General features: G+C 61.2%; 25 protein-coding genes. 8 read left to right on the forward strand and 17 right to left on the reverse strand.

Translation table 11 applies throughout. The features are described 5' to 3' along the window. The 14 genes from K5E37_RS21310 to K5E37_RS21375 form a co-directional block, all read right to left on the reverse strand. Window positions 1-690 (reverse strand): GNAT family N-acetyltransferase, encoded by a 690-nt coding sequence (locus K5E37_RS21310; RefSeq protein WP_127800842.1) that lies wholly within the window; start codon window positions 688-690, stop codon window positions 1-3. Window positions 691-758: 68 nt separating this feature from the next. After that, window positions 759-2,678 carry a hypothetical protein gene (locus tag K5E37_RS21315; protein ID WP_221535070.1) on the reverse strand — a complete coding sequence of 640 codons (1,920 nt, stop codon included), beginning with the start codon at window positions 2,676-2,678 and terminating at the stop codon, window positions 759-761. After that, on the reverse strand, window positions 2,675-3,994 hold the full coding sequence (locus K5E37_RS21320; RefSeq protein ID WP_221535071.1) for a lipopolysaccharide biosynthesis protein: 1,320 nt from the start codon (window positions 3,992-3,994) through the stop codon (window positions 2,675-2,677). The genes K5E37_RS21315 and K5E37_RS21320 overlap by 4 nt, the downstream gene beginning before the upstream one ends. Further along, complete coding sequence (locus K5E37_RS21325; protein ID WP_221535072.1) at window positions 3,991-4,992, reverse strand: polysaccharide deacetylase family protein; 1,002 nt, start codon at window positions 4,990-4,992, stop codon at window positions 3,991-3,993. Before K5E37_RS21325 ends, K5E37_RS21320 begins: the two co-directional genes overlap by 4 nt. Before the next feature lie 13 nt (window positions 4,993-5,005). Beyond that, the gene (locus K5E37_RS21330; protein ID WP_221535073.1) at window positions 5,006-6,142 is read right to left on the reverse strand and encodes a glycosyltransferase; all 1,137 of its coding nucleotides are present in this window, start codon (window positions 6,140-6,142) and stop codon (window positions 5,006-5,008) included. Then, window positions 6,135-7,103 (reverse strand): glycosyltransferase, encoded by a 969-nt coding sequence (locus tag K5E37_RS21335; RefSeq protein ID WP_221535074.1) that lies wholly within the window; start codon window positions 7,101-7,103, stop codon window positions 6,135-6,137. The genes K5E37_RS21330 and K5E37_RS21335 overlap by 8 nt, the downstream gene beginning before the upstream one ends. Then, window positions 7,100-8,470, reverse strand: coding sequence for an O-antigen ligase (locus K5E37_RS21340; RefSeq protein WP_085607664.1), 1,371 nt, complete (start codon window positions 8,468-8,470; stop codon window positions 7,100-7,102). Before K5E37_RS21340 ends, K5E37_RS21335 begins: the two co-directional genes overlap by 4 nt. Then, the gene (locus tag K5E37_RS21345; RefSeq protein WP_375748072.1) at window positions 8,467-9,519 is read right to left on the reverse strand and encodes a glycosyltransferase family 4 protein; all 1,053 of its coding nucleotides are present in this window, start codon (window positions 9,517-9,519) and stop codon (window positions 8,467-8,469) included. The genes K5E37_RS21340 and K5E37_RS21345 overlap by 4 nt, the downstream gene beginning before the upstream one ends. A gap of 35 nt (window positions 9,520-9,554) precedes the next feature. Further along, complete coding sequence (locus tag K5E37_RS21350) at window positions 9,555-11,147, reverse strand: Wzz/FepE/Etk N-terminal domain-containing protein (RefSeq protein WP_007956188.1); 1,593 nt, start codon at window positions 11,145-11,147, stop codon at window positions 9,555-9,557. A gap of 16 nt (window positions 11,148-11,163) precedes the next feature. Continuing rightward, on the reverse strand, window positions 11,164-12,189 hold the full coding sequence (locus tag K5E37_RS21355) for a polysaccharide biosynthesis/export family protein (RefSeq protein WP_221535075.1): 1,026 nt from the start codon (window positions 12,187-12,189) through the stop codon (window positions 11,164-11,166). A 21-nt stretch (window positions 12,190-12,210) separates the two neighbouring features. Further along, window positions 12,211-12,858 carry a CpsD/CapB family tyrosine-protein kinase gene (locus K5E37_RS21360; RefSeq protein WP_221535076.1) on the reverse strand — a complete coding sequence of 216 codons (648 nt, stop codon included), beginning with the start codon at window positions 12,856-12,858 and terminating at the stop codon, window positions 12,211-12,213. Continuing rightward, window positions 12,858-13,604: a sugar transferase gene (locus K5E37_RS21365; RefSeq protein ID WP_007956191.1), complete on the reverse strand. Its 747-nt coding sequence runs from the start codon at window positions 13,602-13,604 to the stop codon at window positions 12,858-12,860. The genes K5E37_RS21360 and K5E37_RS21365 overlap by 1 nt, the downstream gene beginning before the upstream one ends. Before the next feature lie 18 nt (window positions 13,605-13,622). Further along, window positions 13,623-14,660: an NAD-dependent epimerase gene (locus K5E37_RS21370; protein ID WP_221535077.1), complete on the reverse strand. Its 1,038-nt coding sequence runs from the start codon at window positions 14,658-14,660 to the stop codon at window positions 13,623-13,625. Continuing rightward, entirely contained in the window at window positions 14,657-16,009 is a 1,353-nt protein-coding gene (locus K5E37_RS21375) for a UDP-glucose/GDP-mannose dehydrogenase family protein (protein WP_007956193.1), read from the reverse strand. The genes K5E37_RS21370 and K5E37_RS21375 overlap by 4 nt, the downstream gene beginning before the upstream one ends. 391 nt (window positions 16,010-16,400) lie before the next feature. Here K5E37_RS21375 and K5E37_RS21380 point away from each other — a divergent pair, with 391 nt between their 5' ends. The 7 genes from K5E37_RS21380 to K5E37_RS21410 all read left to right on the forward strand — a co-directional run bounded on the left by K5E37_RS21380 (window position 16,401) and on the right by K5E37_RS21410 (window position 23,515). Beyond that, entirely contained in the window at window positions 16,401-18,098 is a 1,698-nt protein-coding gene (locus K5E37_RS21380; protein ID WP_221535078.1) for a sulfatase-like hydrolase/transferase, read from the forward strand. A gap of 50 nt (window positions 18,099-18,148) precedes the next feature. Then, the gene (locus K5E37_RS21385) at window positions 18,149-18,802 is read left to right on the forward strand and encodes an ABC transporter ATP-binding protein (RefSeq protein ID WP_007956196.1); all 654 of its coding nucleotides are present in this window, start codon (window positions 18,149-18,151) and stop codon (window positions 18,800-18,802) included. After that, window positions 18,799-21,270 carry an FtsX-like permease family protein gene (locus K5E37_RS21390; RefSeq protein WP_221535079.1) on the forward strand — a complete coding sequence of 824 codons (2,472 nt, stop codon included), beginning with the start codon at window positions 18,799-18,801 and terminating at the stop codon, window positions 21,268-21,270. Before K5E37_RS21385 ends, K5E37_RS21390 begins: the two co-directional genes overlap by 4 nt. After that, the gene (locus K5E37_RS21395) at window positions 21,260-22,327 is read left to right on the forward strand and encodes a lipocalin-like domain-containing protein (RefSeq protein WP_221535080.1); all 1,068 of its coding nucleotides are present in this window, start codon (window positions 21,260-21,262) and stop codon (window positions 22,325-22,327) included. The genes K5E37_RS21390 and K5E37_RS21395 overlap by 11 nt, the downstream gene beginning before the upstream one ends. A gap of 86 nt (window positions 22,328-22,413) precedes the next feature. After that, window positions 22,414-22,656 (forward strand): hypothetical protein, encoded by a 243-nt coding sequence (locus tag K5E37_RS21400; RefSeq protein WP_127797575.1) that lies wholly within the window; start codon window positions 22,414-22,416, stop codon window positions 22,654-22,656. 11 nt (window positions 22,657-22,667) lie between these two features. Next, window positions 22,668-22,847, forward strand: coding sequence for a hypothetical protein (locus K5E37_RS21405; RefSeq protein ID WP_221535081.1), 180 nt, complete (start codon window positions 22,668-22,670; stop codon window positions 22,845-22,847). A gap of 83 nt (window positions 22,848-22,930) precedes the next feature. Further along, entirely contained in the window at window positions 22,931-23,515 is a 585-nt protein-coding gene (locus K5E37_RS21410) for a hypothetical protein (protein WP_221535112.1), read from the forward strand. Between the two features lie 328 nt (window positions 23,516-23,843). Here the strand turns inward: K5E37_RS21410 and K5E37_RS21415 are convergent, their stop codons facing one another. Further along, window positions 23,844-24,662 (reverse strand): glycosyltransferase family 2 protein, encoded by an 819-nt coding sequence (locus tag K5E37_RS21415; RefSeq protein WP_179695611.1) that lies wholly within the window; start codon window positions 24,660-24,662, stop codon window positions 23,844-23,846. Window positions 24,663-24,906: 244 nt separating this feature from the next. On the opposite strand from K5E37_RS21415, the gene K5E37_RS21420 reads away from it, so the two are divergent. Further along, the gene (locus K5E37_RS21420) at window positions 24,907-25,725 is read left to right on the forward strand and encodes a VanW family protein (RefSeq protein WP_221535113.1); all 819 of its coding nucleotides are present in this window, start codon (window positions 24,907-24,909) and stop codon (window positions 25,723-25,725) included. A gap of 57 nt (window positions 25,726-25,782) precedes the next feature. Here the strand turns inward: K5E37_RS21420 and K5E37_RS21425 are convergent, their stop codons facing one another. Then, entirely contained in the window at window positions 25,783-26,088 is a 306-nt protein-coding gene (locus K5E37_RS21425; protein WP_085607638.1) for a hypothetical protein, read from the reverse strand. Between the two features lie 42 nt (window positions 26,089-26,130). Continuing rightward, window positions 26,131-26,523: a hypothetical protein gene (locus K5E37_RS21430; protein ID WP_221535082.1), complete on the reverse strand. Its 393-nt coding sequence runs from the start codon at window positions 26,521-26,523 to the stop codon at window positions 26,131-26,133. Between the last annotated feature and the right edge of the window lie 85 nt (window positions 26,524-26,608).

Below are 26,608 nucleotides of genomic sequence, written 5' to 3' on the forward strand. Positions count from 1 at the left end.
TCAGGTCGCCGTTGCTGTGACAGGTGGACGGGAAGGTTTGCGCAGCGCGTCCAGGCGCGAACCGCTGTAGCGGGTTTCGCGGTAGAAGCGCCAGCGACCGAACAACTCATACACATTCATGATCCGGCCCTGTTCGGTATAGCCCATGCGCAAGTGCAGCTTGAGCGCCGGGATGTTGTGGAACTCGCAGACGTCCACGACCTTGTCGCAGCCCTGGGCGGCCATGGCTTTCCACAGTTCCAGTTGCAGATCCACCGACAGTTCGGTGCCCCAGTACGAGCGGGTCAACTCGCCGCCGAACTCGAAGAACTCGCCGGGTTTCACCGGGAACATGCAGCCGTAATAGTGGCGGTCGAAGTAGTCCCGGGCGCTGCCCCAGATGAAGGCCACCGCATGACCCTGGTCGTCCAGGTGCATGTGCCCGGTGTGATTTTCCCGAGCCAGTTCCGCCATGGTGCCGACGCGGTCACCGAAGTGGCGGGCGAAGGCGCTGACGTTGTCCGGGGTGATCTTCACCACCCGCAGCGGCGGGTAGGGTTTGAGGCTGTGAGGTGGCACCGGACTGACCAGATCGCGCTCCATCCACAGCAGTTCCTGGTGAGAAAAAATGCAGTGCTTCCAGATCTTTTTCACGGTGGCAGTGAGTCCTTTCTGCCGTAGGTTTTCAGTCAGTTTGCGCAGCATGTTCATGGTCGTTGCTCCTGATGACGAGTCATCGCGCGGCCAGAGGCCAGCGCGGCCGGACATCAACAGGGCGGTCATGAGGCTCTCCAGCTCAGGGCAAACAGGGTCTGTCCCGGCAGCTCGAAGCGCACGCGACCGTCCTGACAGCGAAACGGCGCGTCGCGGCTGCGGTTGTCGGCGCCGAAGTAGCGCAGCGCGCCGTTGTTCAATGGGCACTTGGCGCCCGCCAGATCGACACGCTGCAAACGCGTACCTTTGTTCACGCCGAGCAGCCCGCGCTGATCGTCGCCGGCCATCGCCAGCACATCGACTTCGAACGCATCGTTCTCCAGCCACAGCACGTTGTGCAGCCAGTGCTGCTGGATGAACTGCTGGGCCAGGCCCACCGGTTTCAACTCGAAGCGGTCATCGCCCAGCACCCGCAACATGCCTTTGGGGTATTGCGGTTCATCGGCGGCCTGGAACCAGTTGAGCATCGTCAGCAAGCCGTCCTGGGAGGCGTTGATCACCACCGAGGCCCACCACAGCGAAGTGAAATGGGTTTCCTGATCATAGGGGCTCAGGCTCGAGCCGCTGGACAGGTTGGTCTGGTCCAGCAACAAGGCCTTGCGCGGCTGACCCTTGGCATCGAGGCCGACCAGATCCGCCGCGCGGCGCACGCTGTCGCGGTACACGCGGGTGGCGAGCAGGTCGCGAATCATCCACTCGTGCCAGGCCAGCGCATCGACCTGATCGGCGGATTCGCTCAGCAGGCGTCGCGCCCAGTCGATGCCACGCTTGTTCGCCGCGTTGTCGGCGAACGGCCCGTTGACCAATCGCGAACTGGCCGGCATTGCGATGCGCACGCCGGCCTTGGCATTCGCCGGATCGCTGCGCACTTGCCGGGCCATGCTGGTGAAGATCGAACGGTATTGCTCGTAACTCGAATAATTCAGGTTGGGCTCATCGGCGAACCCGATGTAGTGCGTGCCTTTGCCGCCGAGTGCACGGGTGCCTGCGAGCCAGGCGTCGAGGCCGCTGTTGCTTTGCACGTCGGCGCGCAGATCGGCCTGACGCTGGCTGCCGGCGAGCAAGGTGATGTCCTGACGAATGCCGAAGCGATCCTGATAGACCTGGCGAAACGCATCTTCGAAGTGCGGCTTCTTTGCCGTCACGTCGACGAAACTGTAGTAACTGGCAGCCGTCGGTTTCAGCGCGTCGAGCACCGGATGGCTGGCGGGCGGCGGCATCACGTAGGGCAGGGCGATGCCAAGATCCGGGGTGCGGCCGAGGACTTTGTCGTGCAGGGTCAGGCGCGTCTGGCCGTCGTCTTCGCGCAGCGGTTTGAGCTGTTGCGGGGTCTGTGCGAACAGATTGGCCGTGCCGTCGAGCCAGAACGCCGCTTTGCCGCTGCCTTGCAGACGCAGGCGCCAGACCTGTTCGCGTTCGCTGACCGGCAACGCCACCTGATCGAACTGCCAATAGGCGCGATAGGGTTTCAGCGCCAATGTCAGGGGCTGCCCGTCACCAACCCGTTGCGCTTGCAGGGCGCTGACCCCGCCGTGGAACTTGCCCGCCAATATCGCGTGCTCACCGGCGGCGACTTTGAAATACAGCTCATCACCGTTACGGGTTTCTGCACTGAAATGCACCTTGGCCGGAGCGAACAGCGCCACGGTGTTTTCGTCGTGCTCGATCCGATAACTGCGGAAGCTGTAGCCGGGGATTTCCAGCTGATAACTCGCGGCCCCCGGCGCCAATGGCCAGCTCTGACTGCCACGGGTTTCACTGGCCTTGATGAAGCGCTCGCCCTGCAGTTGGCCCCGGCCGTCGAGCAGGTAAATGTGCTCTTCGTTGGCCTCCGCCTGCCACGCCGGCGCCCAGCGCACGGTCACCGTGTCGGGGCGATCGGCTTGCAGGTACAGGCTGCCGTCGCGAATGTCGCCCCAGCGCATCGACGCCGCGAAGGCGTCCAGCGACAGGCCGAGACCGAGCAGCAGGGCCAGGCCTTTCATGCTGACTTCCGTTGTAAAAAACGACGCTGCAACATCAGCCACATCGGCGTGAGGTCGCTGGGCAGAATGATCAGGGTTTGCCAGAACGCCACGCCGCTCAACCGGCAGTACAGCACCAGCATCGCCACGGTCACCGCCAGATAGGCAATCGACGAAGCAGCCGCCGCGCCGACGATGCCGTAGGCCGGAATCAGCAGCAGGTTCAGCGCAAGATTGAGCAGGGCGCCGATCCCCATCAGCAGCGACACCGTGCCGGGACGATTCTTGCCGATCAGGTCCAGGCGCAGGATGCTCGCGTAGCACAGGCCCAGCAGCCCCGGCAGCAAGGCCAGTAGCGCCGGATACGCCGGCTGGTAGGCGACGCCGAACAGGGTGACGATCAGCCATTCGCCGATCACGGCCATGGTCAGGCAGGCGCCGAGCATCACCGTGGCGGTCAGGCGCAGGGCCAGCGGGGTGACCTTGTCCATGCCTTCGTCCTGTTGCAGCAGGCGTTTCATCAGCGGCGTGGTCACCGCTTCCGGAACGATCAGCAGCAGCTCGGCGGCGGCGCTGGCCATCGCGTAATGCCCCAGGGCGGTGCTGCCGAGCAGGGCGCCAATGAACAGGTAATCGGAACGCAGGATCACCTGCTGGAACAGCAGATCCGGATGGCTGCGCGCACTGAAGCGCAGCAGTTCGTTCTGGCTGGCGCGATCCCATTGCAGCTGCAACGGCTGCGCGCGTTTGAGCCACAGCCAGCCGACCAGCACCACCAGACTGATGCCGGCCAGCCAACTGATCAGCGCGGCTTCGAGGGCCGCTTCTTTCCACATCCAGAACAGCGCGAGAAACAGCAGCAGCGGCGCCAGGGATTCCACCAGCCGCAAGGCATTGAAAGCGACCACACCGCCGGACGCATTGTGCAAGGTCAGCAGACCGCTTTTGAGCACGGTCAACGGCACCGCCAGCAGCAACAGCCACGCCAGCAGCCCGAGTTGCATCGTCACATCCAGTTCACTGCCGAACTCGCGCACCAGTGCCACAACCAACAAGGTCAGCAGACCCGCCAACAAGCAGCCGAACACCAGCACTTGCGCGAGCAACAAACCCATCGGCCGTTGCTTGGCCGCTTGATAGCCAACAGCGGAGTTCAAACCGCCGCTGGTGGCCGCGCTGATCAGGTCCGGCAAAGTGCTGAGCAGGGCGAACAGCCCGCGCTCACTGGGCCCGAGAATTCGCGCCAGCAGCACATTCCTCAGCAGGCGCAGGGCGATCATCGCCAGTTTGGTGCCCATGCTCAGCGCCAGATGCTTGAGGTAACTGCCTCGACTCATGGCCGCGCCCCGCGATAGATCCGCCACGACAGCAGCTCCGGATTGCGCGCGGTGCGCTGGCTGACACCGAAACGTGGCAGGTTCAGCGGATCACCGGTGCCGCGATAGATGCCGCTGCCAGTGCCGAGCGCGAAGGGGTAATCGTGATGGGCGATCTGTTCGCGCACCCGCTCGTCGTTGTCGCCGTTGGGGTAGCAATACACCGGCAGCGGCCTGTTGCAGCCGTTGAGCATGGCATCGCGACTGCGGCTGATTTCTTCGCCCAGGCGCACATCGTCAAGGCCGGTGAGGATGGCGTGACTGGCGCCGTGGGGGCCGAACCGCACCAGGCCGGAAGACTCCATTGCCCGCACCTGATGCCAGTCGAGTGCCTGAGGCTGCGACTCTTGCGGGCATTCGTCGGTCAGGCGTTCGAGCATCATCGGGTCAAGCGCTTTGAGCCCTTGCAGGTAATGCAGCAGGGTCAGACTGCGCCGGTCCACGTCGATGTCGTCCAGTAGCACCGGCACGGGATGATGGATCGATTGCAAATATTCGATCAGGTGCATGCGCGGTTTTTCGCCATGGCTGCCCCACAGGGTTTCGCCGATGCTTTCCCACCAGAAGCGCTGACGGCTGCCGATGAAATCGGTGGAGAGAAAAATGCTCGCCGGCACCTGATGTTTCTGCAGCAGCGGAAAGGCGTTGGCGGCGTTGTCGCGCCAGCCGTCGTCGAAGGTCAGCGCCACTCGCGGGCGCTCGGTGCGCAAGGCGTTGGGCTGCAGGATTTCCATCAGCGGCACGCAATCGAAATGCTTGCGCAGCCACACCAGCAAGTGTTCGAAGGCCTTGGGCCCGACGCACAGTTCGTTGCGGTGCGGCAGGTCGGCGGCGCGGTCGTTGGCCAGCACCCGGTGCAACATCAGGATCACGCCGGCGCCGTGTAACTGGTTTCGTCCCACGGACGAGTTGAGATAGAGCCAGCCGCTGGTGCGTTTAATCAGTTGTTTGATCGCCATGGCTCTGTCCCTCTCAACGGTTTTGGTCAGGGTTCCACTGGGCGTAACGCTGGCCGCGCAGGAACTGCCACAGGCCGATGCTCATGCCCGCCAGTGTCACCAGCAGGAATGCCGCAAGGCGGAACGGTTTGGGTAAGCGGTGTTGCGAATCCAGCAGGCCGGCAATCGCGATGGCGTAGCCGACCAGTTGCGCGATCAGGCAGAGGCGATAGAAACCGTGTTCTTCCCACAGCCAGAAATTGCTCAGCAGCAGCGGCAGCAACAGGATTGGCGCCAAGCGGCGGATCAACTTGTGGCTGATCAACGCAATCGAATACAGCCCATGCTTGAACGGATTGAGCAGTTCGCTGCGTTGCGCCAGGCTTTGCAGGCCGCCGACGGTGACCCGCTGGCGACGGCGAAATTGCTTGTCGGCCTCGTCCACGCCGTGGTCGATCACTTGCGCTTCGGGCACGTAGACGATGCGTTTGAATTTCACTGGCGCGCAGGTGCTGATGAAGAAGTCGTCGTTGACCTCGGCCGGCACGTTCTCGAACAGTTCGCGGCGCAGGGCAAGCAGGGCGCCGTCGGCGGAGACCATGCAACCGGTGCGATTTTCGACCCGACGCAACCAGCCTTCGTAGTGCCGATAAAGGCTGTCGCCGATGCTCAAACCGCCGCCGGTGACCGGGATCACCATGTGCCCGGCGCAGGCGCCGACCTGTGGATCGCTCAGGGGGGCCAGCAGGTAGCCGAGGGTTTCCCGCGACCATTGGTTGTCGGCGTCGGTAAACACCAGAATGTCGCCCGTGGCCAGCGCCGTACCTGCGTTCAGCGTGGCGGCCTTGCCCTGGCGGGGCAGGTCGAGCACGGTGATGCGCGGGTCGTCGACCTTGTGCGCACAGGCCACGGTGTCGTCGGTGGAACCGTCGCTGGCCAGGATGATTTGCAGGGTCGCCGGCTGATAATCCTGGGACAGCAGCGAGCGCAGCTTGTGCTCGATGTGCCGCGCTTCGTTGTGAGCGGCGATGACGATGCTGATGTTCAGCGGCGGTGCCGGGCTGTGGCGCCACGCCGGGAACAGCGGCGCCAGCAGCGTCAGTAGCAGCGGGTAGCCGACATAGGCGTACGCCGGCAGCAGCAGGCACATCCAGAAAATGAATTCAGCCACGGGCAGGCCTCCTGGCGTTCCAATGACACAGACTGAGAATGAACGCGGCCCCCGCCAGGTGCAGGCGCACCCAGTGCAGGCCCCACAGTTGCAGGGTCAGGCAGACGTTGTGGTGCTTGGCGCTCTGACGCACGCTGAGCACCAGCCCCGGCACCAGCGTCAACATCACCATGATCGCGGCGTGATGGGGAAAACCGTCGAGCAGGGCGGAAATCGCCAGGAAATCGAGAATCCAGACGAAGATCGACAACATTGGAAATCGCAGCAGCCGCAGGCTGAAACCGTGGCTGCGCAGCAATTGCAGATGACTGCCCTGGCGCCACAGTTCCTTGCCCATCCACTCGCGCCAGTTCATTTCGTAGCCCCAGTGCAGGGCCACGCTTTCATTGATCGAGAGCAGCCGCGCGCCGTGTTCTCTCAGGCGCAAGGTGAACTCCTTGTCCTCGCCGGTGCGCAGGGTTTCGTTGAAACCGCCGACCTTGTCGAACCAGCGCTTGCGCATCAGCAGGTTGGCACTGGGCAGCCAGTCGACGACATGGCTGGTATGGGTGGTCGGGCGTAAGGTGCGGCGTTGCCACGCGGTGGCGTACCACGGCGCGGCGGCGGGGGTGTGCAGGTCGAGGCCGAATATATCGGCCTGACCTTCGGCTTCGAGGGCGAACAGTTGGGTGAGCCAGTCTTCGGGCATTTCGATGTCGGCGTCGATGAATGCCAGCCATTCCCCGGTGGCGATCGCCGTGCCGCGGTTGCGCAGGGCGCCGATCAGCAGGCCGGGCATCACCAGCACCTGGGCGCCGAACTGCCGGGCGATCTGCGGACCTTCGTCACTCGAACCGTTGTCGACCACGATCAGCTCACATTCGACATCCGCCGCATGCGCCGCTTTTTGCGCGGCCAGCAGGGTGCGGCCAATGTGCCGGGCCTCGTTGTACATCGGGATGACGATACTGATCCGGCTCATGCTTTGGCCTCCGTCATCGGTGCCTGCTCGGCTTTGAGGCGCAGAACGCTGGTCAGCGCGAGCATGATCCACAGGTATTTCTGGTTCGGTGCGCTGAGGAACATCAGGAACAGCGTCAGCGACAGAAAGCTCACCCCGAGGTGGGTCATCAGATCCGCCTGCTGCCAGTTGCGGCGCAGCATCCATTCCTTGCGTGCCCGCGCCAGGTTGTACAGGCCCAGCCCGAGCATGCCGACGAACATCAGGCCGGCGGGAACCCCCAGTTCGCTGAAGATTTCCAGGTAAGTGTTGTGCGCCCGGCGGTACAGGTCGCCGATCTTGCGGTTGGCGGAAAACGCCTTGGCGTAGCCGGTGGTGGCGTAGTGCAGCGGGAAGGTGCCGGGGCCGGAACCGAGCAGCGGGTTCTCGCGGATCATCTGGCTGCCGACCACGATGTACGAGGCGCGGCGGCCGAGGGATTCGTCGTTGTGCCCCTTGGCCCCGGCGCTCAATACGCTGAGCGACTGGATACGGGCGATGTAACCGGCAGGCATCGCGTAGATCGCCAGTGGAATCACGATCGCTGCGCCGAGCATGGCGAAGCCGAGATGACGCGGACGAATCCGCGCCAGTTGCGCGCGGTAGTGCCAGCAACCGATCACCAGACTCAAGGCCAGCACCACCAGCCCGGAGCGCGATTCGGTCTTGGTCATGCCACCGAGCAACAGCAGGCAGCAACCACCCCAGAACAGCCGATGCAACAGGTTCGGGCTGCGGATCACCAGTAGTAGCCCCAGCGGAATGGCGAAGGCGATCAGCAGGGCGAAAGCGTTGGGGTCTTCGAGCAGGCCGGCGGCGCGGCCCTGATCCTGGAATTTGGTGGAGAACATGGCCATGGCGCAGGTCGTGCTGACGGCCAGGGTCACCAGCCGGGCGAACAGGTCGAGGTTCAGCTCGCGGCCGATCAGCAGGGTGATGACAAACAGAATCAGGCCGACGCTGATTTCCCGCAGGTGACCCAGCGACATGCCCATGTCATCGGTGTTCAGCAGGCTCAGAAAGTACAGGGTCATGAAGGCGATCAGAAAGCGCCAGATATTGCTGCGCAGGCGATCCGAGGGAATCTGGTGCATCGCCAGTTGCAGCATCAGGATCACCGCCAGCGAAGCGCCGATCAGTTTGCTGCCGGACAACGAGCTGTCCTTGAAGAAGCCCTCGAACGGCACCAGCGCGGCAATGCCGAGCAGGCCCCAGGTCGGTTTGCGGTACAACACCGCGAACCCCACCAGACCGAGCACTGCGCCCGGCGCGAGGTAGGGCCAGGGACTGGCCAGCAGAGCGATGCAGGCCAGACCCAGCAGACTGACGATCGAGAGCGGGAAAATCATGCGCGTGCCTCCCGTGCCGTGCGGATGTACAGCTGCGACCAGCGTTCGGCCAGGGCCTTGAGGTCGTAGCGGTCCTGTTGCGTGCGTTTTGCGTTGTCGCGCAGTTGCCGCGCCAAGCCAGGCTCGGACAGCAACGTGTCGAGCTGGCGGGCGAGGGCGGCGCTGTCGGTCGGGGCCGCGAGCAAGCCGTTGTGGCGGTGCTCCAGCACATCGGGAATTCCGCCGACGCCGAATGCCACCACCGGCACCCCGGCCTGCATCGCTTCCAGCAGAATCATCGGTGTGCCTTCGGTGCGCGAGCTGATCACCAGCGCATCAAGTTGCTGCCACCAGTGACGCATGTCGGTCTGATAACCCGGCAAGCGGATGCGCTGCTGCAAACCGGCGGCGTCGATCCGTGCCTGCAAGTCTTCGCGTTCCGGGCCGTCGCCGAGCATTACCGCGTCGAGTTGCGGGTGCTGGTGACACAGCGGGATCAGCGCGTCGAGAAACAGATCCGGGCCTTTCTCACTGCTCAAGCGCCCGACGTATCCGGCGAGCCAGCGTTGTCTTGGCGCATCGGAAAGCAGGGCGGCTGCGGCCGGCAATCCGTTGGGAATCACCTGCAATTTCTCCGCACGCACGCTGGCCTGACGGTGCAACACCGCGATGCTTTCGGCGACACACACCACCCGATCCACCGACGCCGTGCGGCACAGTTGCAGGCTCAGCCAGGTGTAGAACTTCTGCTTGCGGCTGCGCGGGGTGAAGCCGTGTTGAGTGATCACCAGCGGCAGGCGCAACAGCGTGGCGCCGACCCAGCCGAACAACAGGCCTTTGAAATTGTGGGTGTTGATCAACGGCCGTTCACCGCGCCGCTGACGCAAGTGCCGCAACAGGGCAGCAAGCCCTGCGCAGCCTTGTGCATCGACGCCGGCCTCGCGAAAGCGCGCGATCAGTTCCGGCGGCGCGTCGAGGAACAGCACCTGGTGCTGCCCCGGCGTCGCCAGGCAATGATCGAGCAACATCCGCTCGGCCCCGTAGAACCCGCCGCTGCTGAGCAAATGCATGATCGGCAGCGCGGCGTTCTGGGTAGAGGGCGTGTTCAATTGCGCACCCAGTGCAGGAAGCTCGGTACGGTCCAGTTCTTGTGCGGATTGCTCGGCAGCGCGTTCTGGTCGTTGATCACCAGCAGCACCGGCAGGCCCAGCTCGTGGCTGATTTGCGCCGGATGTTTGAAGCGGTGGTCGAAGAACTCACGCACATAGACCAGTGCAATCGCCAGCAACAGACCGGTGAACAGCCCGAACGGAATGATCAGCATCGGTTTGGGGAACGCCGCTTCGGTCGGCTCGAACGGCGGGCTCAAGACCCGGGCGTTGGACAAGTCGTCGTTCAGCGAGCGGGTGGTGCTGCTTTCGGCAAAACGCTGGGCATAAGTCGAGAACGCGGCGTGCATGGCGTCGATCTCGGTGTCCATCTGCCGCAGCTTGCTCTGGGTTTGCTGCAGCTCGTGGATGCGGTTCTTGAACTCGGCGATGCGCGCGGTTTTCTGATCGATCACCTGTTTCACCACGGCCAGGTCGTTGGTGCGTTCCTGGATGCGGTTGCTGACCACTTTGAGGAATTGCTGGCGGGTGCGGGCAATCTGCTCGCGGGTCAGCAGCATCGGCTCGCTGCCGGGCTGGAACACCGCCAGATCGTTCATGTAGCGGCTGACCTGAGTGGTCAGTTGCTCGCCGAGCTGTTTGATTTCCCGGTCCTCGAACGCCACGTTGTCCACGGTGGTGGTGAAGGTGTAGGGGAAGGTGTAGTCATTGAGTTTGTTGTTGCTGGCGGCGGCCAGGCTGGTTTTCAGGTACTCCAGCCAGCGTTGGCTTTGCAGCAGACGATCCTGGTACAGGTTCAATGCCTGTTCTTCGGTGTTGATCGCGTTCAGGCGGAAGGTGATTTCCTCCTTCGGATCCGACGAGCCGACACTTTCCAGCAGTGCCTGACGGTTGCCTTCCAGGCCATCGAGGCGCACTTGATAAAGCTGCTTCTTGGACTCGTAGAACGATTGCGGCAGGTCGATCGATTGCAGCGCCTGACGGCTCACCAGATAGTTCTGCAACAGGGCGGCGACGAAAGTCGTGCCTTGATGCGGATCGGGGAAGCTGTAGACGATCGAGATCACGTTGGAGCCGGGCAGGGTCTCGATTTTCAGGCTGTCGATGGCTTGCTGGGTCAGTGCATCGAGCGCGGTGTCGCGCACCGGATCGGTCTCAAGCCCCAAAGCATTGCGCACGGGGTTGATCACGTACTGGCGCAGCGGCGAGCTGATGTAGCGCTTGAACGGCTCGCTCACCAGCTTGTTGAACATGCCGGGTGACGGGGTGTATTCGCCCTTGTCGCGCAGTTCGCTGATGGTCTGACGGATCAGTGCCGGCGAGCGCAGGATATTGCTCTCGGTTTCCATGTCCGCCAGCGACGGCGGGATGAAGGTGGCGTTGTCCACGGTGAGCGATGTGGTGGCGTCGCCCTGTGAAAGTTTTTTCGACTGCACGATCACCTGAGCGGTGATATCGAAGCTCTGTTTGAGCAACAGTGGCAGCACCAGCGCGATCACTGCAAAGATCAGGAAGACCCGTTTCACCAGTTGCTTGTTGGCGAAGAAGATCCTGAAGAACTCATGCAGGTAGTTTTCCTTTGGATTCATGTCGGTCACCTGAGAGTCAGTTGCTGTCACTGTCTTTGTTGTCGACGCGGTAGCCGAAGCTGAAGCCCACGCCCTGGAACAGCACCACGTCGGCCAGTTGCCGGGCGAGTTCGCCGGCGCTGGCCAGTTTGGTTTTCGGCACGTACAGCATGTCGTCCGGTTGCAGGTAGGCGATTTGCGGCGCCTCGCCCGACAACGCTTTTTCGACGTCGTAACGCACGGCCTGCACCTGATTGCCGTTGCGCCGCATGATCACCACCGAATCGAGCCGCGCCTTGACGTTGGTGCCGCGCGCCAGGGTCAGCGCCTCAAGCACCGACACCGGCCGGCGGATCGGGTAGGAACCCGGCTGGCCGACTTCGCCCAGCACGTAGATCTCGTTGCCGGCGGTGGACTTGAGCAGCACGTCCACGGTCATCCGGCCCGGCAGTTGTGCGTACTTCTTGTTGAGGAAGGTTTCGAGCTGGTTGACGGTCATGCCTTGCAGCGGCACCGCGCCGATTTCCGGGAAGCTCGCGTAGCCGTCGGTGCCGACGGTGATCTCGCGGCTCATGCCGGTGGCCGGGTGGTTGAGGGCGCTTTTCAGGTTCTGCTCGTTGGTCAGCGGGCTGATGATCTGCACCGTCAACTGATTGCGGTTGGGCTGGAACAGCTGTTTGCGCTGGTAGGCGCGCTGGATTTCCTGGCGCGCTTCTTCGCTGGTCAGCCCGGCGATTTTCACCGAGGTGTTGGCGCCCGGCAGTTCGATGGTGCCGTCCGGCAGCACCAACTGGTTGCCGTTGAGCTGGCTGGCGGCGGTGAAGTTCAGGCCGATCTGGTCACCCGACTGCACGCGGTAAGCGTCCGAGCCGCTGGTGCTGATGTGGAAGATCACGTCCAGCACATCCTGCGGGCGCAGGGTCTGCTCGATCTTCGGCATGTCGGTGGCCTGGGCGTTGGCCGGGGTGGCGGTGAGAATGTTCACCGGCATGTTCTGGGTTTCGGAGGTGCTCGAGCAGCCTGCAAGCGGCAGCATCAGCAGCACAAGAATCCTGGCGTTCATGGCGTCATCCTTTGCGGTTGCTTACAGGTTTTTGTAGAGCCATTTGGGCATGTAGTACTTGCGCCGGTTGAACACGCTGCCGACCACTTTTGCCCCGGCCTGGGTCAACCGCTGCACCGCCGCTTGCGCGACTTCCCAGCGAGTGTCTTCGGCGCGTACCACGAACACCACGCCGTCGACCTGAGTACTGATGACCAGCGTGTCGGCGGCCGAATACACCGCGTCGCCGTCGATCACCACAAAGCGGTACTGAGCGCCCAGTTGATCGAGCAGCGGGCTCAAGCGCTCGGCGGTCAGGTGTTCCATGGTGCGGATCGGCCGGCCGTTGGGCAGCACGTGGAACGGCAAGCTCGACACTTGCACCACGCAGTCCTGCAACAGCGGCGGGGTTTCCCGGTTGAACAGCAGGTCGCGCAGGCCGCGCTCCTTGCTCAGGTTCAGTTGCTGGGTGAGGTTGCTCGCCGACTGGCTGGCATCGACGTACAGCACCTGGCCGCTGCTCATCTGCGCCAGTTGACTGGCCAGCGCCAGGGCGCTGGTGGTGGTGCCGGCGCCGGGGTTGGCGGCGGTCAGGAACAGGATCCGCAGATCCAGGTCCAGCACGGTCGAGGTCAGATTCGACTCGCTGGGGCTGGCAATGCTCAGGCTTTTGTTGGTTGAACCGTCCATTAGCTTGCTCCGTGGCCGCTGAATACTTTGAAGGGGGTTTTCAACAGAATCTTCAGATCAAGCAGGAGGCTCTGCTCGGCGATATAGCTGAGGTCCAACTCAACGCGCTGGTCGAAGTCGATATTGCTGCGTCCGGAGATCTGCCACAGGCCGGTCATGCCGGGGTAGATCGCCAGACGGGCGAGGTGACTGTCTTTGTAGCGGTAGGCGTTGAACGAGGTCGGGCGAGGGCCGACCAGGCGCATGTCGCCGGTCACTACGTTGATCAGATTGGGCAGTTCGTCGAGGCTGGTGCGCCGCAGGAAGCCGCCGATCCCGGTGATGCGCGGGTCCTGGTCGATCTTGAAGTCGATGGCGTCGGCACCGTGCTTGTTCAGGTGGCGCAGCGACTCCTTGAGCTCTTCGGCGTTGGCGACCATGGTCCGGAACTTGTACATGCCGAACTTGCGCCCGCGATAACCGGTGCGCTTTTGCACGAACATCACCGGGCCTTTGCTGGTGAACTTGATGGCCAGCGCCAGACCGATCAGCAGTGGCGAAATCATCAGCAGGATCATCAGCGCGCCGAGGCAGGCCACCACCCGGTTGGTGCGCGACAGTTGCCACGGCCGGCCACCTTCGCGGCCGGTCATCCAGCCCTGACCCTGGCGATGGATCGCCGCGTCGAGGCGCATTCGCTGTTCCGGATCCATGCGTTTGTCCCGCACCAATTGTTGGATCGGTACACCTTTCTCATGTCCAGTCATGGAGTCCTCCGCTGATGTTCAGCCGCGTTCGGCGCGTGGGCGATAGGCAGTGGGGTAGTAATCGCGGAACCAGGCGATGAACCGCCCCAGTCCCTCATCCAGCTCTATCCGGGGCTGGAACCCGGTGGCCTGGGCCAGGTCACTGGCCTCGGCGCAGGTGTTGAGCACATCGCCCGGCTGCAGCGGCAGCAGCTCGACCACGGCTTTCTGGCCGAGGTGTTTTTCCAGCAGGGCGAGGTAGGTTTTCAGCGCCACCGGGTGCTGGCCGCCGATGTTGAACAGGCGCCACGGGGCCATGCTGCTCGCCGGATCGGGTTGTTCGCGGTCCCACTCGGGATTGGCCCGGGGCGCCCGCTCGATCAGGCGTGCGATGCTTTCGATGATGTCGTCGATGTAGGTGAAATCGCGCTGATGCTCGCCGTAGTTGAACAGCTTCAACGGCGAGCCTTCGCTGATCGCCTTGGCGAACTGGATCGGCGACATGTCCGGCCGGCCCCACGGCCCGTAGACCGTGAAAAACCGCAGCCCGGTGCAAGGAATACCGAACAGGTGGCTGTAACTGTGGGCCATCAATTCATTGGCTTTCTTGGTCGCGGCGTACAGCGACAGCGGGTGATTGACGCCGTCCTGCAGCGAGTAAGGCGTGCGCTGGTTGGCGCCATACACCGAACTCGACGAGGCGTAGATCAGGTGCTCGACCGGGTGCCGGCGGCAGCACTCCAGGATGTTGAGGAAACCGTCGAGGTTGCTGTCCAGATAAGCCCTTGGATTCTCCAGCGAATAACGCACCCCGGCCTGCGCCGCGAGGTGCACCACGACTTGCGGCCGTTCGCGAACGAACAACGCTTCCAGCGCCGAGGCGTCTGCCAGATCAATCGTGGCGAGCTGGAAATCCCCGACCTGCTCGCGCACCCAGTCCACCCGATCGTGCTTGAGCTGCGGGTCGTAGTAGCCGTTGAAGTTGTCCAGGCCGATCACCTGATGCCCGTCGCGCACCAGCCGCAGCACGCCATGAGCACCAATGAAGCCGGCCGCACCGGTGACGAGGATTTTCATGGCCGCAACCCGTCAGGCGCGATGTGGCGCAGACCGATGCCGCTGTAGTGCAGGCCGGCGGCTGCCACTTGTTCCGGGTTGTAGAGGTTGCGTCCGTCGATGATGACTTTCGAGCGCAGCTTGCTGGCCAGCAGCTCGAAATCCACCACGCGGAAATTCTTCCACTCGGTGCAGATCACCAGGGCGTCGGCGTCTTCCAGGGTGTCGTCGCGGGTGGCGCACAGGTGCAGGTCATTGCGGTAACCGTAAATGCGCCGGCACTCGGACATGGCTTCCGGATCGTAGGCCTGCACGCTGGCGCCTTCGGCCCACAGCGCATCCATCAGATAGCGGCTGGGGGCTTCGCGCATGTCATCGGTGTTCGGCTTGAACGCCAGGCCCCAGATCGCGATCGACTTGCCGGCCAGGCCTTGGGGGAATTGCGCCCTGAGTTTGCTGAACAGGATGTGCCGCTGCGCGTCGTTGACGTCGGTGACGCTGCGCAGCAGTTTCAGCGGCATGCCGTTGTGTTCGGCGGTGTGCAGCAGGGCGCGCAGGTCCTTGGGAAAGCACGAGCCACCGAAGCCGCAGCCCGGGTAGATGAAGTGATAGCCGATGCGCGGGTCGGAACCGATACCCTTGCGCACCGCTTCGATGTCGGCGCCGAGCAGTTCGGTGAGGTTGGCCAGCTCGTTCATGAAACTGATGCGGGTGGCGAGCATCGCGTTGGCCGCGTACTTGGTCAGCTCGGCGCTGCGGTTGTCCATGAACATCAGTTTTTCGTGGTTGCGGCAGAACGGCGCGTACAGCTCGCTCATCTGCTCGCGGGCCAGGTCGTCGCGGGTGCCGACGATAATCCGGTCCGGCCGCATGCAGTCGGCGAGGGCGCTGCCTTCCTTGAGAAATTCCGGGTTGGACACCACCCGCACCGCCAGGGCGCTTTTGCCGCGCCGCTGCAGTTCTTCTTCAGCGGTGTGCAGCACCTGATCCGCCGTGCCGACCGGCACCGTGGATTTGATGATCAGCGTGCGATCGTCCTCCATGAAGCTTGCGATCTGCCGCGCCACGTTGAGTACATGGCTGAGGTCGGCGGAGCCGTCTTCGTCGGCCGGCGTGCCCACGGCGATGAAGATCAGTGCGGCATGTTCCACCGCATCGCTGGCCTGGGTGCTGAACAACAAACGCCCGGCCTTGATGTTTTCTTCCAAAGTTGCCGAAAGACCCGGTTCGCTAATAGGCGGTACTGCCTGTTGCAGTTGTTTAATCTTGTTCGGGTCAATATCGACGCACAATACGCGATGTCCGACATCGGCAAGTGCGGCTGCTTGTATCAGGCCAACATAGCCCGTACCAAATACGCTCACGTCCATATTGGCGTGCCTCGTAAGACGGTGATGGAAGATCGAAATGGAACTGTCAAAAGGGGTATAGCGCAGCGTGGGGAAAGCGTGTCAGCAAAATGACATGTTGCAAGGGTATAACACCCCCATTTTTGGGGGCGAAAGGCCATCAAGTGCTTGCTGTAGATGGATTTGTCCCGTTCTTGACGGGTTTTTCACATTCCGAAGAAAACGATAAACGGTCGTAGGCCGCGAAATTCAAGGGTTTTAACGACTTGGGTGTGTCAGATTTGAGTCAACAGTTTTTTGACGCTTTTGCATTATGTCCGACATTTCTTGCGCTTTGATGGCCCGGTGCTAGTGTCAGATTTTGACCGACAAATGATTGACCATGTCTCGTCGGACGCGCCCCGGAATTGCCATGTTTCGATACCTGAAAGAACTGCTTTTAATTATTTATCTGCTGCTTTATTTCGAATATTACCTTGACCGCTTAAATGCGATGGGTATGGGGTTGGCAGTACTTCTTTTTGGCGCGATGTTTTTGACGCTGACTTTCGCATTATTACTAACAGCCTATATACGTCAGACTTTCATTCGGCATTTGTTCGCATTAACCCTGTTTGTTTCGGCGGTGTTCTTCGATGTTTATACGAGGGTGACCGCCGATTACCTGACCTACAGCAGTTTCGTCTCGCTGGTGTACTCCGGCGGCTTCATCCAGGAGGCGGCGTATCAGTACCGGGGGGCGATTATCCACGGGCTGCTCAACGGGTTGTTGCTGTTGTTCGGGATCGGTCTCAAGCCCCGGCACGCGATCCCGGTGCCCAATGCCTTGCGGATCGCTGCGCCGTTGTGCGGTGTATTGCTGCTCAGCGCCGTGTTGTTCGTGCGGGCCGGCGAGGGCGCGCGCGGGTTGCCGATCATGTACACGCCGCTGGCCTATCTGAACCTGTTCGGCTACGAAGCGCTGCACAACACCGTCGGCCCGCGTGAGCCGGTGACCTTGGCGCGCAATGGTCCTGCGGTCGGCCACGACATCGTGCTGATCATCGACGAGAGCATTTCCGGCAATTACCTGGACATCAACGCGCCGTTCGGCGTGCACAGCAACCTCAAGCAGGCCCGTCCGGGCGTCGAGATCTTCAATTACGGCTACGCGGCGTCCATCGCCAATTGCAGCGCCGACACCAACATCACCCTGCGCTACGGCGGCACCCGCGCCGACTACATGCGGATCAACAGCACGCTGCCGTCGATCTGGCAGTACGCCAAAAAAGCCGGCATGCGCACGGTCTACATCGACGCTCAGCGCACCGGCGGCAACCTGCAGAACCTGATGAACGATGCCGAAAAAAAGGACATCGACGAATTCGTGCAATTCGACCAGACCAGCGTGCGCGACCGCGACATGGCCGCCGCCGCCAAGTTGATCGAACTGCTCAACGACGACAAACCGGAGCTGGTGCTGATCAACAAGGTCGGCGCGCATTTTCCGGTGCACGACAAATACCCGGACGCCTTCATGGCTTACCGTCCGACCTTGCCGCGCGGGCAGTTCACGGAAGTCGCCGACACCGGCGAACGCACCGGTTTCAACGGCCAGCCGGATGACTGGGTGCTGTATCGCAACGCCTACAAGAACACCGTGCTGTGGAACGTCGGCGAGTTCTTCTCGCGGGTGTTTGCCCAGGCCAATCTGAACAACGCGCTGCTGATCTACACCTCGGATCACGGCCAGGATTTGCACGAGCGCGGTAATCCGGGACTCAACACCCACTGCGGCGGCGACCCGGTGGAGGAAGAAGGGGTGGTGCCGCTGGTGGTGATTCAGGGCGATCAGTTGCAGACGCTCGACTGGTCGGCGCAACTGGCGGCGAACAAGGATCGCTCGAGTCACTACAACATCTTCCCGACACTCTTGCAGTTGATGGGCTACGACCTGCCGGGAATCGAGGCGGTGTACGGCAAACCGCTGAGCGTGGCGACGGCGGATGAATTCACCTTCAACTACCGCTTCAACGCACGGCTGGGGGCCAAACCCGAGTGGAAACACATCGACCTGAACAGCATCGTCACGCCGGGTGAGGCGCCGACGAGTGTGGCGGTGGGTCAGTAACGCGTCGGTATCCGCTATCCTTGGCCGACACGGATCGATCGGATGGCGGCATGCTCCAGGTTCAAAACGTCTTCAAAAGCTACCTCACCCCGCAAGGCCCGTTGCCGGTGCTGCAAGGCATCGACCTGACGCTCAAGCCCGGCAGCAGTCTGGCGCTGATGGGCGAGTCGGGCAGCGGCAAGAGCACGCTGCTGCACCTGATCGCCGGGCTCGACAAAGTCGACAGCGGCAGCATCAGCAGCGGCGAACATCGGCTGGACCGGATGAACGAGGCGCAACTGGCCAACTGGCGGCGCACCGAAATCGGTCTGGTGTTCCAGCAGTACAACCTGATCGGCAGCCTGCGCATCGAAGACAACCTGGCGTTTCAGGCGCGGCTGGCCGGGCGGCATGACCCGCGCTGGCAGCATCATCTGGTGCAGCGTCTGGGGCTGGGTGAATTACTCAAGCGCTATCCCGAACAACTCTCCGGCGGCCAGCAACAGCGGGTTGCGCTCGGCCGGGCGCTGGCGGCGCAACCGAAACTGTTGCTGGCCGACGAGCCCACGGGCAGCCTCGACGAAGCCACCAGCGACGAAGTGTTGCGGCTGTTGCTGGAATTGCTCGATGACACTCCGACCACCTTGCTGATGGTCACCCACAGTCAACGCGTGGCGGCGCGGCTGGCGGAGCGCGTGGTGCTGTCCAGCGGTCGCTTGACGTGAAGGTTTTCCGCCACGCGTTGATGGCGCTGCTCAGTCACTGGCGGCGCCATCCGGTGCAGTTTTTCAGCGTGCTGACCGGGTTGTGGTTGGCCACCAGTCTGTTGACCGGAGTCGAAGCGCTCAACAGTCAGGCGCGGGACAGTTACGCCCGGGCCAGCCAGTTGGTTGGCGGCGAACCCCAGGCCAGCCTCAGCACGCCAAACGGCGCGACGTTCCCGCAACAATGGTTCGTTGATCTGCGGCGCCTGGGCTGGCCGGTGTCGCCGGTGCTGCAAGGGCGCCTGATTCTTAAAGGCCACGAAAACCAGCGTCTGCAATTGATGGGCATCGAGCCGGTGTCGTTACCCGGCGACAGCGCGGTGGCCGGGCAGGCGATGCCGATCGAGCGCATCGTCGAGTTCTTCAGTCCGCCGGGCAGCACCTGGATTTCTCCCGAAACCTTGCGGGCGCTGAACCTCGCCGAGGGCGCGACCCCGGCCACCGAAACCGCTCAGACGCTGCCGCCGCTGCGCGCGCAAACCGACATGGCACCCGGCGTGCTGCTAGTGGACATTGGCGTCGCTCAGCGCGTGCTCGAACAGCCCGATCAACTGTCACGTCTGCTGCTGCCAAAGGATTTTCACGCTGACATCCCGGCCGCGTTCAAAGGTCAGTTGCAGCTCAAGAGCAGTGGCGAGGAAAACAACCTTGCGCGACTGACCGAAAGCTTCCACCTCAACCTCGATGCCCTCGGGTTTCTCTCGTTCATCGTCGGCTTGTTCATTGTCCACGCGGCTATCGGTCTGGCGCTGGAACAGCGCCGGGGATTGCTGCGCACCTTGAGAGCCTGCGGGGTCAGCGCGCGGATGCTGATCGCTTGCCTGATCGTTGAGCTTGGCGCGTTGGCGTTGATCGGCGGGTTGTTCGGCGTGGTCAGTGGTTACTGGCTGGCGAGCGTCCTGTTGCCGGACGTCGCCGCCAGCCTGCGCGGTTTGTACGGCGCGGAAGTGGCGGGGCAGTTGCGCCTGAGTCCGTGGTGGTGGTTCAGCGGTATCGGCTTGAGCCTGCTTGGCGCGTTACTGGCCGGGGCCAACAGTTTGCTGCGGGCGGCGCGTCTGCCGTTGCTGGCGGTGGCGGATCCTCAGGCCTGGCATCAGCAACATGCGCGCTGGTTGCGGCGTCAGGGTTGGGTGGCCGGCGTATGTGCAGTGATTGCCTTGGCCGCGCTGGTATGGGGCAACAGCCTGGCCAGCGGTTTTGTGTTGATGGCGGGGCTGTTGCTCGGCGCCGCACTGGCGTTGCCGGTGTTGCTCAGCGCGCTGCTCAACGGTTTGCTCGGGCGCAGCCGCTCGGTGCTCGGGCAATGGTTTCTCGCCGATTGCCGCCAGCAATTGCCGGCGCTGAGCCTGGCCTTGATGGCGCTGCTGCTGGCGATGGCGGCGAACATCGGCGCCGGCAGCATGACCGCCGGTTTTCGCCAGACCTTCAACGACTGGCTCGAACAACGGCTCACAGCCGAGCTTTATCTGAACCCGAGCAACCCGGCGCAGGCGCGAGAGCTGTACACCTGGCTCAAACAGCAACCGAACGTCACCGCGATCATGCCCAACTGGCAGGTGTCGGTGACGCTGCAAGGCTGGCCGGCGGACGTGTTCGGGATCATCGATCATCCGCACTATCGCCAGCACTGGCCTTTGCTCGAATCTCGAGGAGACGACCCGTGGGCGGCGCTGGCCAAGGACGATGCGGTGATGCTCAGCGAACAACTGGCGCGGCGCTTGAAAGTGACGCCGGGCGATCACCTGACGATTCCCACGCCGGGCGGGTCGTGGTCGCCGCGCATAGTCGGCATTTACGCTGACTATGGCAATCCCAAGGGCCATGTGCTGATCAACAGCAATCACCTGTTGCGCGGCTGGCCGCAGTTGACGCCGAACCGCTTCAACCTGCGCATCGACTCGCCGAACATCCCGGCGTTGCTCACGGCCTTGCAGGCACGTTTCCAGCTCGATGACAGCCGGATCGTCGATCAGGCGCGGCTCAAAGGCTGGTCGGTGCAAGTCTTCGAACGCACCTTCGCCGCGACCGCCGCGCTGAATAGCCTGACGTTGGCCGTCGCCGGTGTGGCGCTGTTCATCAGCCTGCTGACCCAGAGCCAGAGCCGTCTCGGCCAGCTCGCACCGTTGTGGGCCCTGGGCGTGACGCGACGGCAGTTGATGTTGCTCAATCTCGGGCAAACGTGGCTGTTGGCGCTGCTGACGCTGGTGCTGGCCTTGCCGTTGGGCATCGGCCTGGCGTGGTGCCTGGACGCGGTTATTAACGTTCAGGCCTTTGGCTGGCGTCTGCCGCTGCGGGTGTTTCCATTGCAGTTGCTGCAACTGATGGGGCTGGCGCTGCTGGCGACGTTGCTGGCCTCGGCGTGGCCGCTGTATTCGCTGTACCGCACGCAACCGGCGGACCTGCTGAGGACGTTTGCCCATGAGGACTAGGTTTGCGCTGGTGTTTCTGGCGTTGTTGTTGAGTGGTTGCGACAACCCCGCACCGGAGCAGAAGGGTTTCGCCGGGATGGGCGCTCAGGCACAGGCCTTCACGCCGGTGGTGCCGGGACGGGTATTCAGCTTTCCGGCGGATCACGGCGCCCATGACGGTTTTCGCATTGAATGGTGGTACGTGACGGCCAATCTCAAGGATGCGCAGGGTAACGATTTCGGCGTGCAGTGGACGTTGTTTCGCAGCGCTCTGAACGCCTCACCGCAGCAGCCGGGCTGGGCAAACCAGACGATCTGGCTCGGGCATGCGGCGGTGACTTCGGCCAGCGTCCACCACGCCGCCGAGCGTTACGCTCGTGGCGGCGTCGGGCAGGCCGGCGTGCATGCAGCGCCGTTCGAGGCGTGGATCGATGACTGGCGTTTCGTCAGTCAGGCGAGCGATCCGCTGGCCGACCTGCAACTCAGCGCCCGGGACAAGAACTTCAGCTATCAACTGCGCCTGACCTCCAGCCGCCCGCTGGTGTTGCAAGGCGACAAGGGTTTCAGCCAGAAATCCGAACAGGGCCAGGCGTCGTATTACTACAGCCAACCGTTTTTCCAGGCCAGCGGCACCCTGCAGATCGATGGCCAGACCTACACCGTCAACGGCCCGGCATGGCTCGACCGCGAATGGAGCAGTCAACCTCTGACCGCCAATCAGACGGGCTGGGACTGGTTCTCCTTGCATCTGGACAGCGGCGAACACGTCATGCTCTACCGCATGCGCCAGAAGGAAGGGGCGCCGTACCTCACCGGCACGTGGATTGCCGCCGATGGCCAGACCGAAACCCTGCACGCCGACCAGATCAAGCTGACCCCGCAGAACACTGCGAAGGTCGCCGGACGTTCGATGCCGGTGCGCTGGTCGATCGGCATTCCGGAAAAAAATCTGCAGATCACCCTCGATGCAATCAACCCCGACGCCTGGATGAACCTGCGCATTCCGTATTGGGAAGGGCCGGTGCGCCTGAGCGGCAATCGGAGCGGGCAGGGTTATCTGGAGATGACCGGGTATTGATTCCGCGCGCCGTGCCGCGAAGGAATCGATTGGAACTCTGTCCGGGATGCCCCCTCTACCGAGGAACATGGCCGAGGATCCGATCCATGAGCGAGGAACTGAAATCTCCAGACCTGACGACCTGGCAGCAAATGTTTGACGATCAGACGTACTGGCAACAATCCCCGGATGCCCATTACTTCGATCTGCAGCGCATTGCTGACGATTTGCTTGGTCAAGGTGCCATCGATCTTGAGCAGTGGCAGATCCTTAGAGCCAAAGCCGATGACCTGCACAAGGACTCACCTGCTGTGAACGTCACGCGGGAACTCGATGACCCGGAAGCCTGAGGAGGTCCGACATGAAGACTGTTCCTGATAGCGAGCACCCCGATGAACCTCGTCCGCCGGGTGAAACCGAGCGCGACAACGACGCGCTGCGCCCCACCGATCCCAAACAGCGGCAGAGCTCCGGTAAAGGCACCCCCAGTGGCGAGTCCACGGCGCAGGACACTGCGCAACGATCACGGAACAAACCCTGAAGCGCGTCTATGCTCACTGGCACATCCGTCGCTGACCACGTTGGCGCCGGGTGTTGCCATCCATCACAGGGAAAGTACCGCTTATGAAGCTCCAAGCACTGACGCACGCCATTGCACTTGCCACTGTCCTTTCTACTGCCAGCTTTTCGGCGGTGGCCGCCGATATACCGCTTTCGGCCGGTGTCGAGGCCGACCGGGTCACCACCAAAGTGCTGGCGGTTGACCCGGCCAATCATCAAGTGGTTCTGGAAGGCGCGGAAGGTCGCCAGGTGCACATTCAGCTCAGCGACAAGGCGAAAAACCTCGGAAATCTCAAGGTGGGGGATCTGGTCCAGATCGAGGTGACACGTTCGGTCGCCGCTTATCTGGACACCGACGTGGATAAAGGTCTGCCTGGCTCCACCGAGCGCACCGGTGAACTGCGCAACGCAGTGGGCAGCAGCAACCCCGGTGGCGAGGCCTTTCGCCAGGTTCAGGTACAACTGAAAATCACCAAAATTGATTTGGCGAAAAACCAGGTCACCCTGGAAAACCCGTCGGGCCAGTCGAAAACCCTCAACGTCGAAAAGCCCGAGATTCAGGCCAAACTGAAAAACCTGAAAGTCGGACAGAGCGTCGTAGTCACTTACACCGATGTATTAAAAGTGACCAGTCAGCATGAAAGTTGAGTATTGACTCTACAGAATGACTGTTCTTGTACAAGTAATTGTATGAGAACAGTCATATGAAGTATTCGAGGTGGTGATGTCAGAAAGTTTGTCGGGAAATATCGACGAATATTTTCTTTAACTTTTCAGTACATAAATTTCATGTTGAAGCAGGACGACATATCCGCCAATTTCCATTAAAATCCTTCGCGTTCGCCCAGTGTCAGGGCTCTTTACCGGTGCATGGATTGCCAGGCCATTACACTGGGCGAACACCTCCTCGGAGTGGAGGCCAAAGAATTCAGATGCAAAAAGGGCGACTTTGAAGTCGCCCTTTTTTATTGTCTTACTATTTTGCAGGTCGCATGCCTTGTTGTAACTGCAGGCGCTTGAGCGTTTCCTGATACATGGTGGTGCGGCGGTGCTGTGTGCCGTATCCACCGATAGCTGCCACGGTGCCGGCCTGGATGTGATCGAGGTAGCGGAAGATCGTCCGCGGCGAGAGACATTTGATGCCGTAGCCAAGGCTGCTTAAACGATCCTGCAGCGTGTATCCCGGGACCCGGTCGTCCATCGAAAAATGCAGCCCGTGAACCTTGATCAGCCGTGCATTCCACAAGGTGCAGAAGCTTTTCAGGTGAGTTTCCCGGTAGGGTTTTGGATCTCTGGACGGCAACCCCAATTGCTGTTTTGCCCGGCGGAAATAGTGTTTGAAATAACGTGAAGACAAACGCCAGGTGTCTCTAAGCACGCCGCGATCCAATTGCTCGACGCAACCTACCGCCGCTGTATCCAAAGATTGCATGCACTCATTCATCATCATCGAAAAGACAGTACTGTCAAAAACGAAAGTGTCGGTGTGCAGCAAAAACAGGTAATCGGTTTCAACTTTCGCAAGTGCCAGATCAAGTGCCTTGCCATGAGCAATATGCCCCGCTTCCTTGCCGGGTGAAGGGCGCTCGATCAAGTTGATCCAGTCCAGGGACCGCAAGTAGATCAGGCTTTCATCGGCGGAATCGTTGTCCACCACCCACACCGGAATTTGATGATCCTTGACGTATTGCTGGAGAAACTCCAGGCACATCCGGGTTATTTCCGGCGTCTTGTAATTGACCAATACAAGACTGAAGGCGGGCAGTTGTTTTGAGGTGGAATCGATCGCACTCATGGTCTGGGCTCACTTCAAGTTGAAGGGTTCTGCTGACGGCAATCAGCACACAGAACCGCTGCTTTGTGGCCCGGATGGTAGGGACGCAACCTTAGTTGAAGCTTAATTTTCGAGCGCCCGGGTCGGGCGACTTGTTACGGCTTGCGACACAGGTGAGGCGCTTGGCGATCAAGCGCGGTTCCACGGTAAGATGCGCCGCCCTTTAAAGCTCAAGGAAGACAACGGCCCGCGCCGTTCGCCACGGATGAAACCACTTTCCCTCTACCACCCGGCCCTTTACTGGCTGCGCGTGCGGCAAAAAAGACTGTTCCGCCACATCGCCTGGCACTGCTCGAGCAAACGCTACGCGCGGCCTGCCCCGACGTCCGAGCGCTTGCCTTACCGCTACCTCAAACACACCTCAAAACTGATCCGCAAACTCGGCGACTCCGACCTCGCGCTGCAACACAACAAAGTCATCAACCTCAAACTCGCCGTCGCCGCCATCGACGGCGTCACCATCGCCCCCGGCGAATATTTCTCCTTCTGCCGCCTCGTCGGCCGCCCGACCCGCCAACGCGGCTACGTCGAAGGCATGGAACTCTCATTCGGCGAAGCCCGCACCGGCATCGGCGGCGGCATCTGCCAACTCAGCAACCTCATCCACTGGATGGCCATCCACTCACCCCTGGTCGTCATCGAACGCGCCAACCACAGCTTCGATCCCTTCCCGGACGACGGCCGCGTCCTGCCATTCGGCTCCGGCGCGGCGATCTTCTATAACTACATCGACCTGGTACTGCACAACCCGACGGATCGCAGTTTTCAGCTGAAATTGAAGGTCGGAGAGACGCAGTTGGAGGGGGAGTTGTTGTGCGACCGGGAGCGGGCTTATCGGTATCACGTGTTTGGGGTGGGGCATCGGTTTGTGCGAGAGGGGGAGCGGGTGTATCGGGAGAATGAGATTTGGCGGGAGGTGAGGGAGAAGGGGCAGGTGGGAGCGTTGATGGAGAGGGAGCGGTTGTATGGGAATCGGGTGGTGGTTAAGTATGAGGTTTTGGAGGGGATGATTGAGGGGGGATAGCGGTGATGTTGTTTTGGTAAGGTGGTTTACTCCATATATCGGAAGCGTTTATCGATACTAGCTTTCCAGGTTTTTTAATATGTTCTCTAGCGCGATTTTCAGCTCTGCCCAGTTTTTGGCTTTTTCACAATGAGTAGGATTTTGCCAGTCTTGATTGCGGATTAGAGAGATTACAAAGGAACCGTATGTGCTGAATTCTGGATACCATCCGATATCGAGTATTTGGCCGCATGGGAAAGTCGCTTGAAAAAGGTCTTCCTTCAAGTTTTCTATTTCGAGAGAAATGTCGATTGTTTGATCAAGCTGGGAAATGTCATCGAGAGTTATTTTGCCTCCGAGGGTGATGATTTTGCTTGTGTTCATTTAGTTATATCCAGAGGTATTTGAGGGGGGGGTGAGCACTGCTCAGATGTTAGTTGGGTAAAGGGTGATTTGAATAGCTAAGATCTCAACAAAACTCGGAAATATAAGATCTTTATTGTCGTTTTTTAGTGAGATGAAGATGATGGAATTGCCAAGTCTCAGCGAACCGCATCCATCTTCGGTAATAGAAATTAGCTCTGCTGTTATATAGGTTATTTCGGCTTCGTGGCGAATTGAGGGTGTGTTGCTCATTGAGGTGAAGATGTTTTTACCCCAATAAAAATCATCATCAATATTTATTTCGACGTCATAGGGACGGTTTTCTCTTGCCTCTAGAGTGAATAAGCTTGAAAGACCTTCTCCATAAAGGGTGGAGAATTCAACAAGGGTCTTTTCTGTGTGGATTTTAACTATGCGCGATATAGTGATTTTCATGAGATTATTAGTCGGAGGGTTTTTGATGAGGTTTTTCTTTGATTGGAAAATCTAAAAAAATGCCAAATGGTTTTTAGAGTTAATC

The sequence above is a fragment of the Pseudomonas sp. RIT778 genome (genome assembly GCF_019718735.1).
GTDB lineage: Bacteria > Pseudomonadota > Gammaproteobacteria > Pseudomonadales > Pseudomonadaceae > Aquipseudomonas > Aquipseudomonas aphyarum.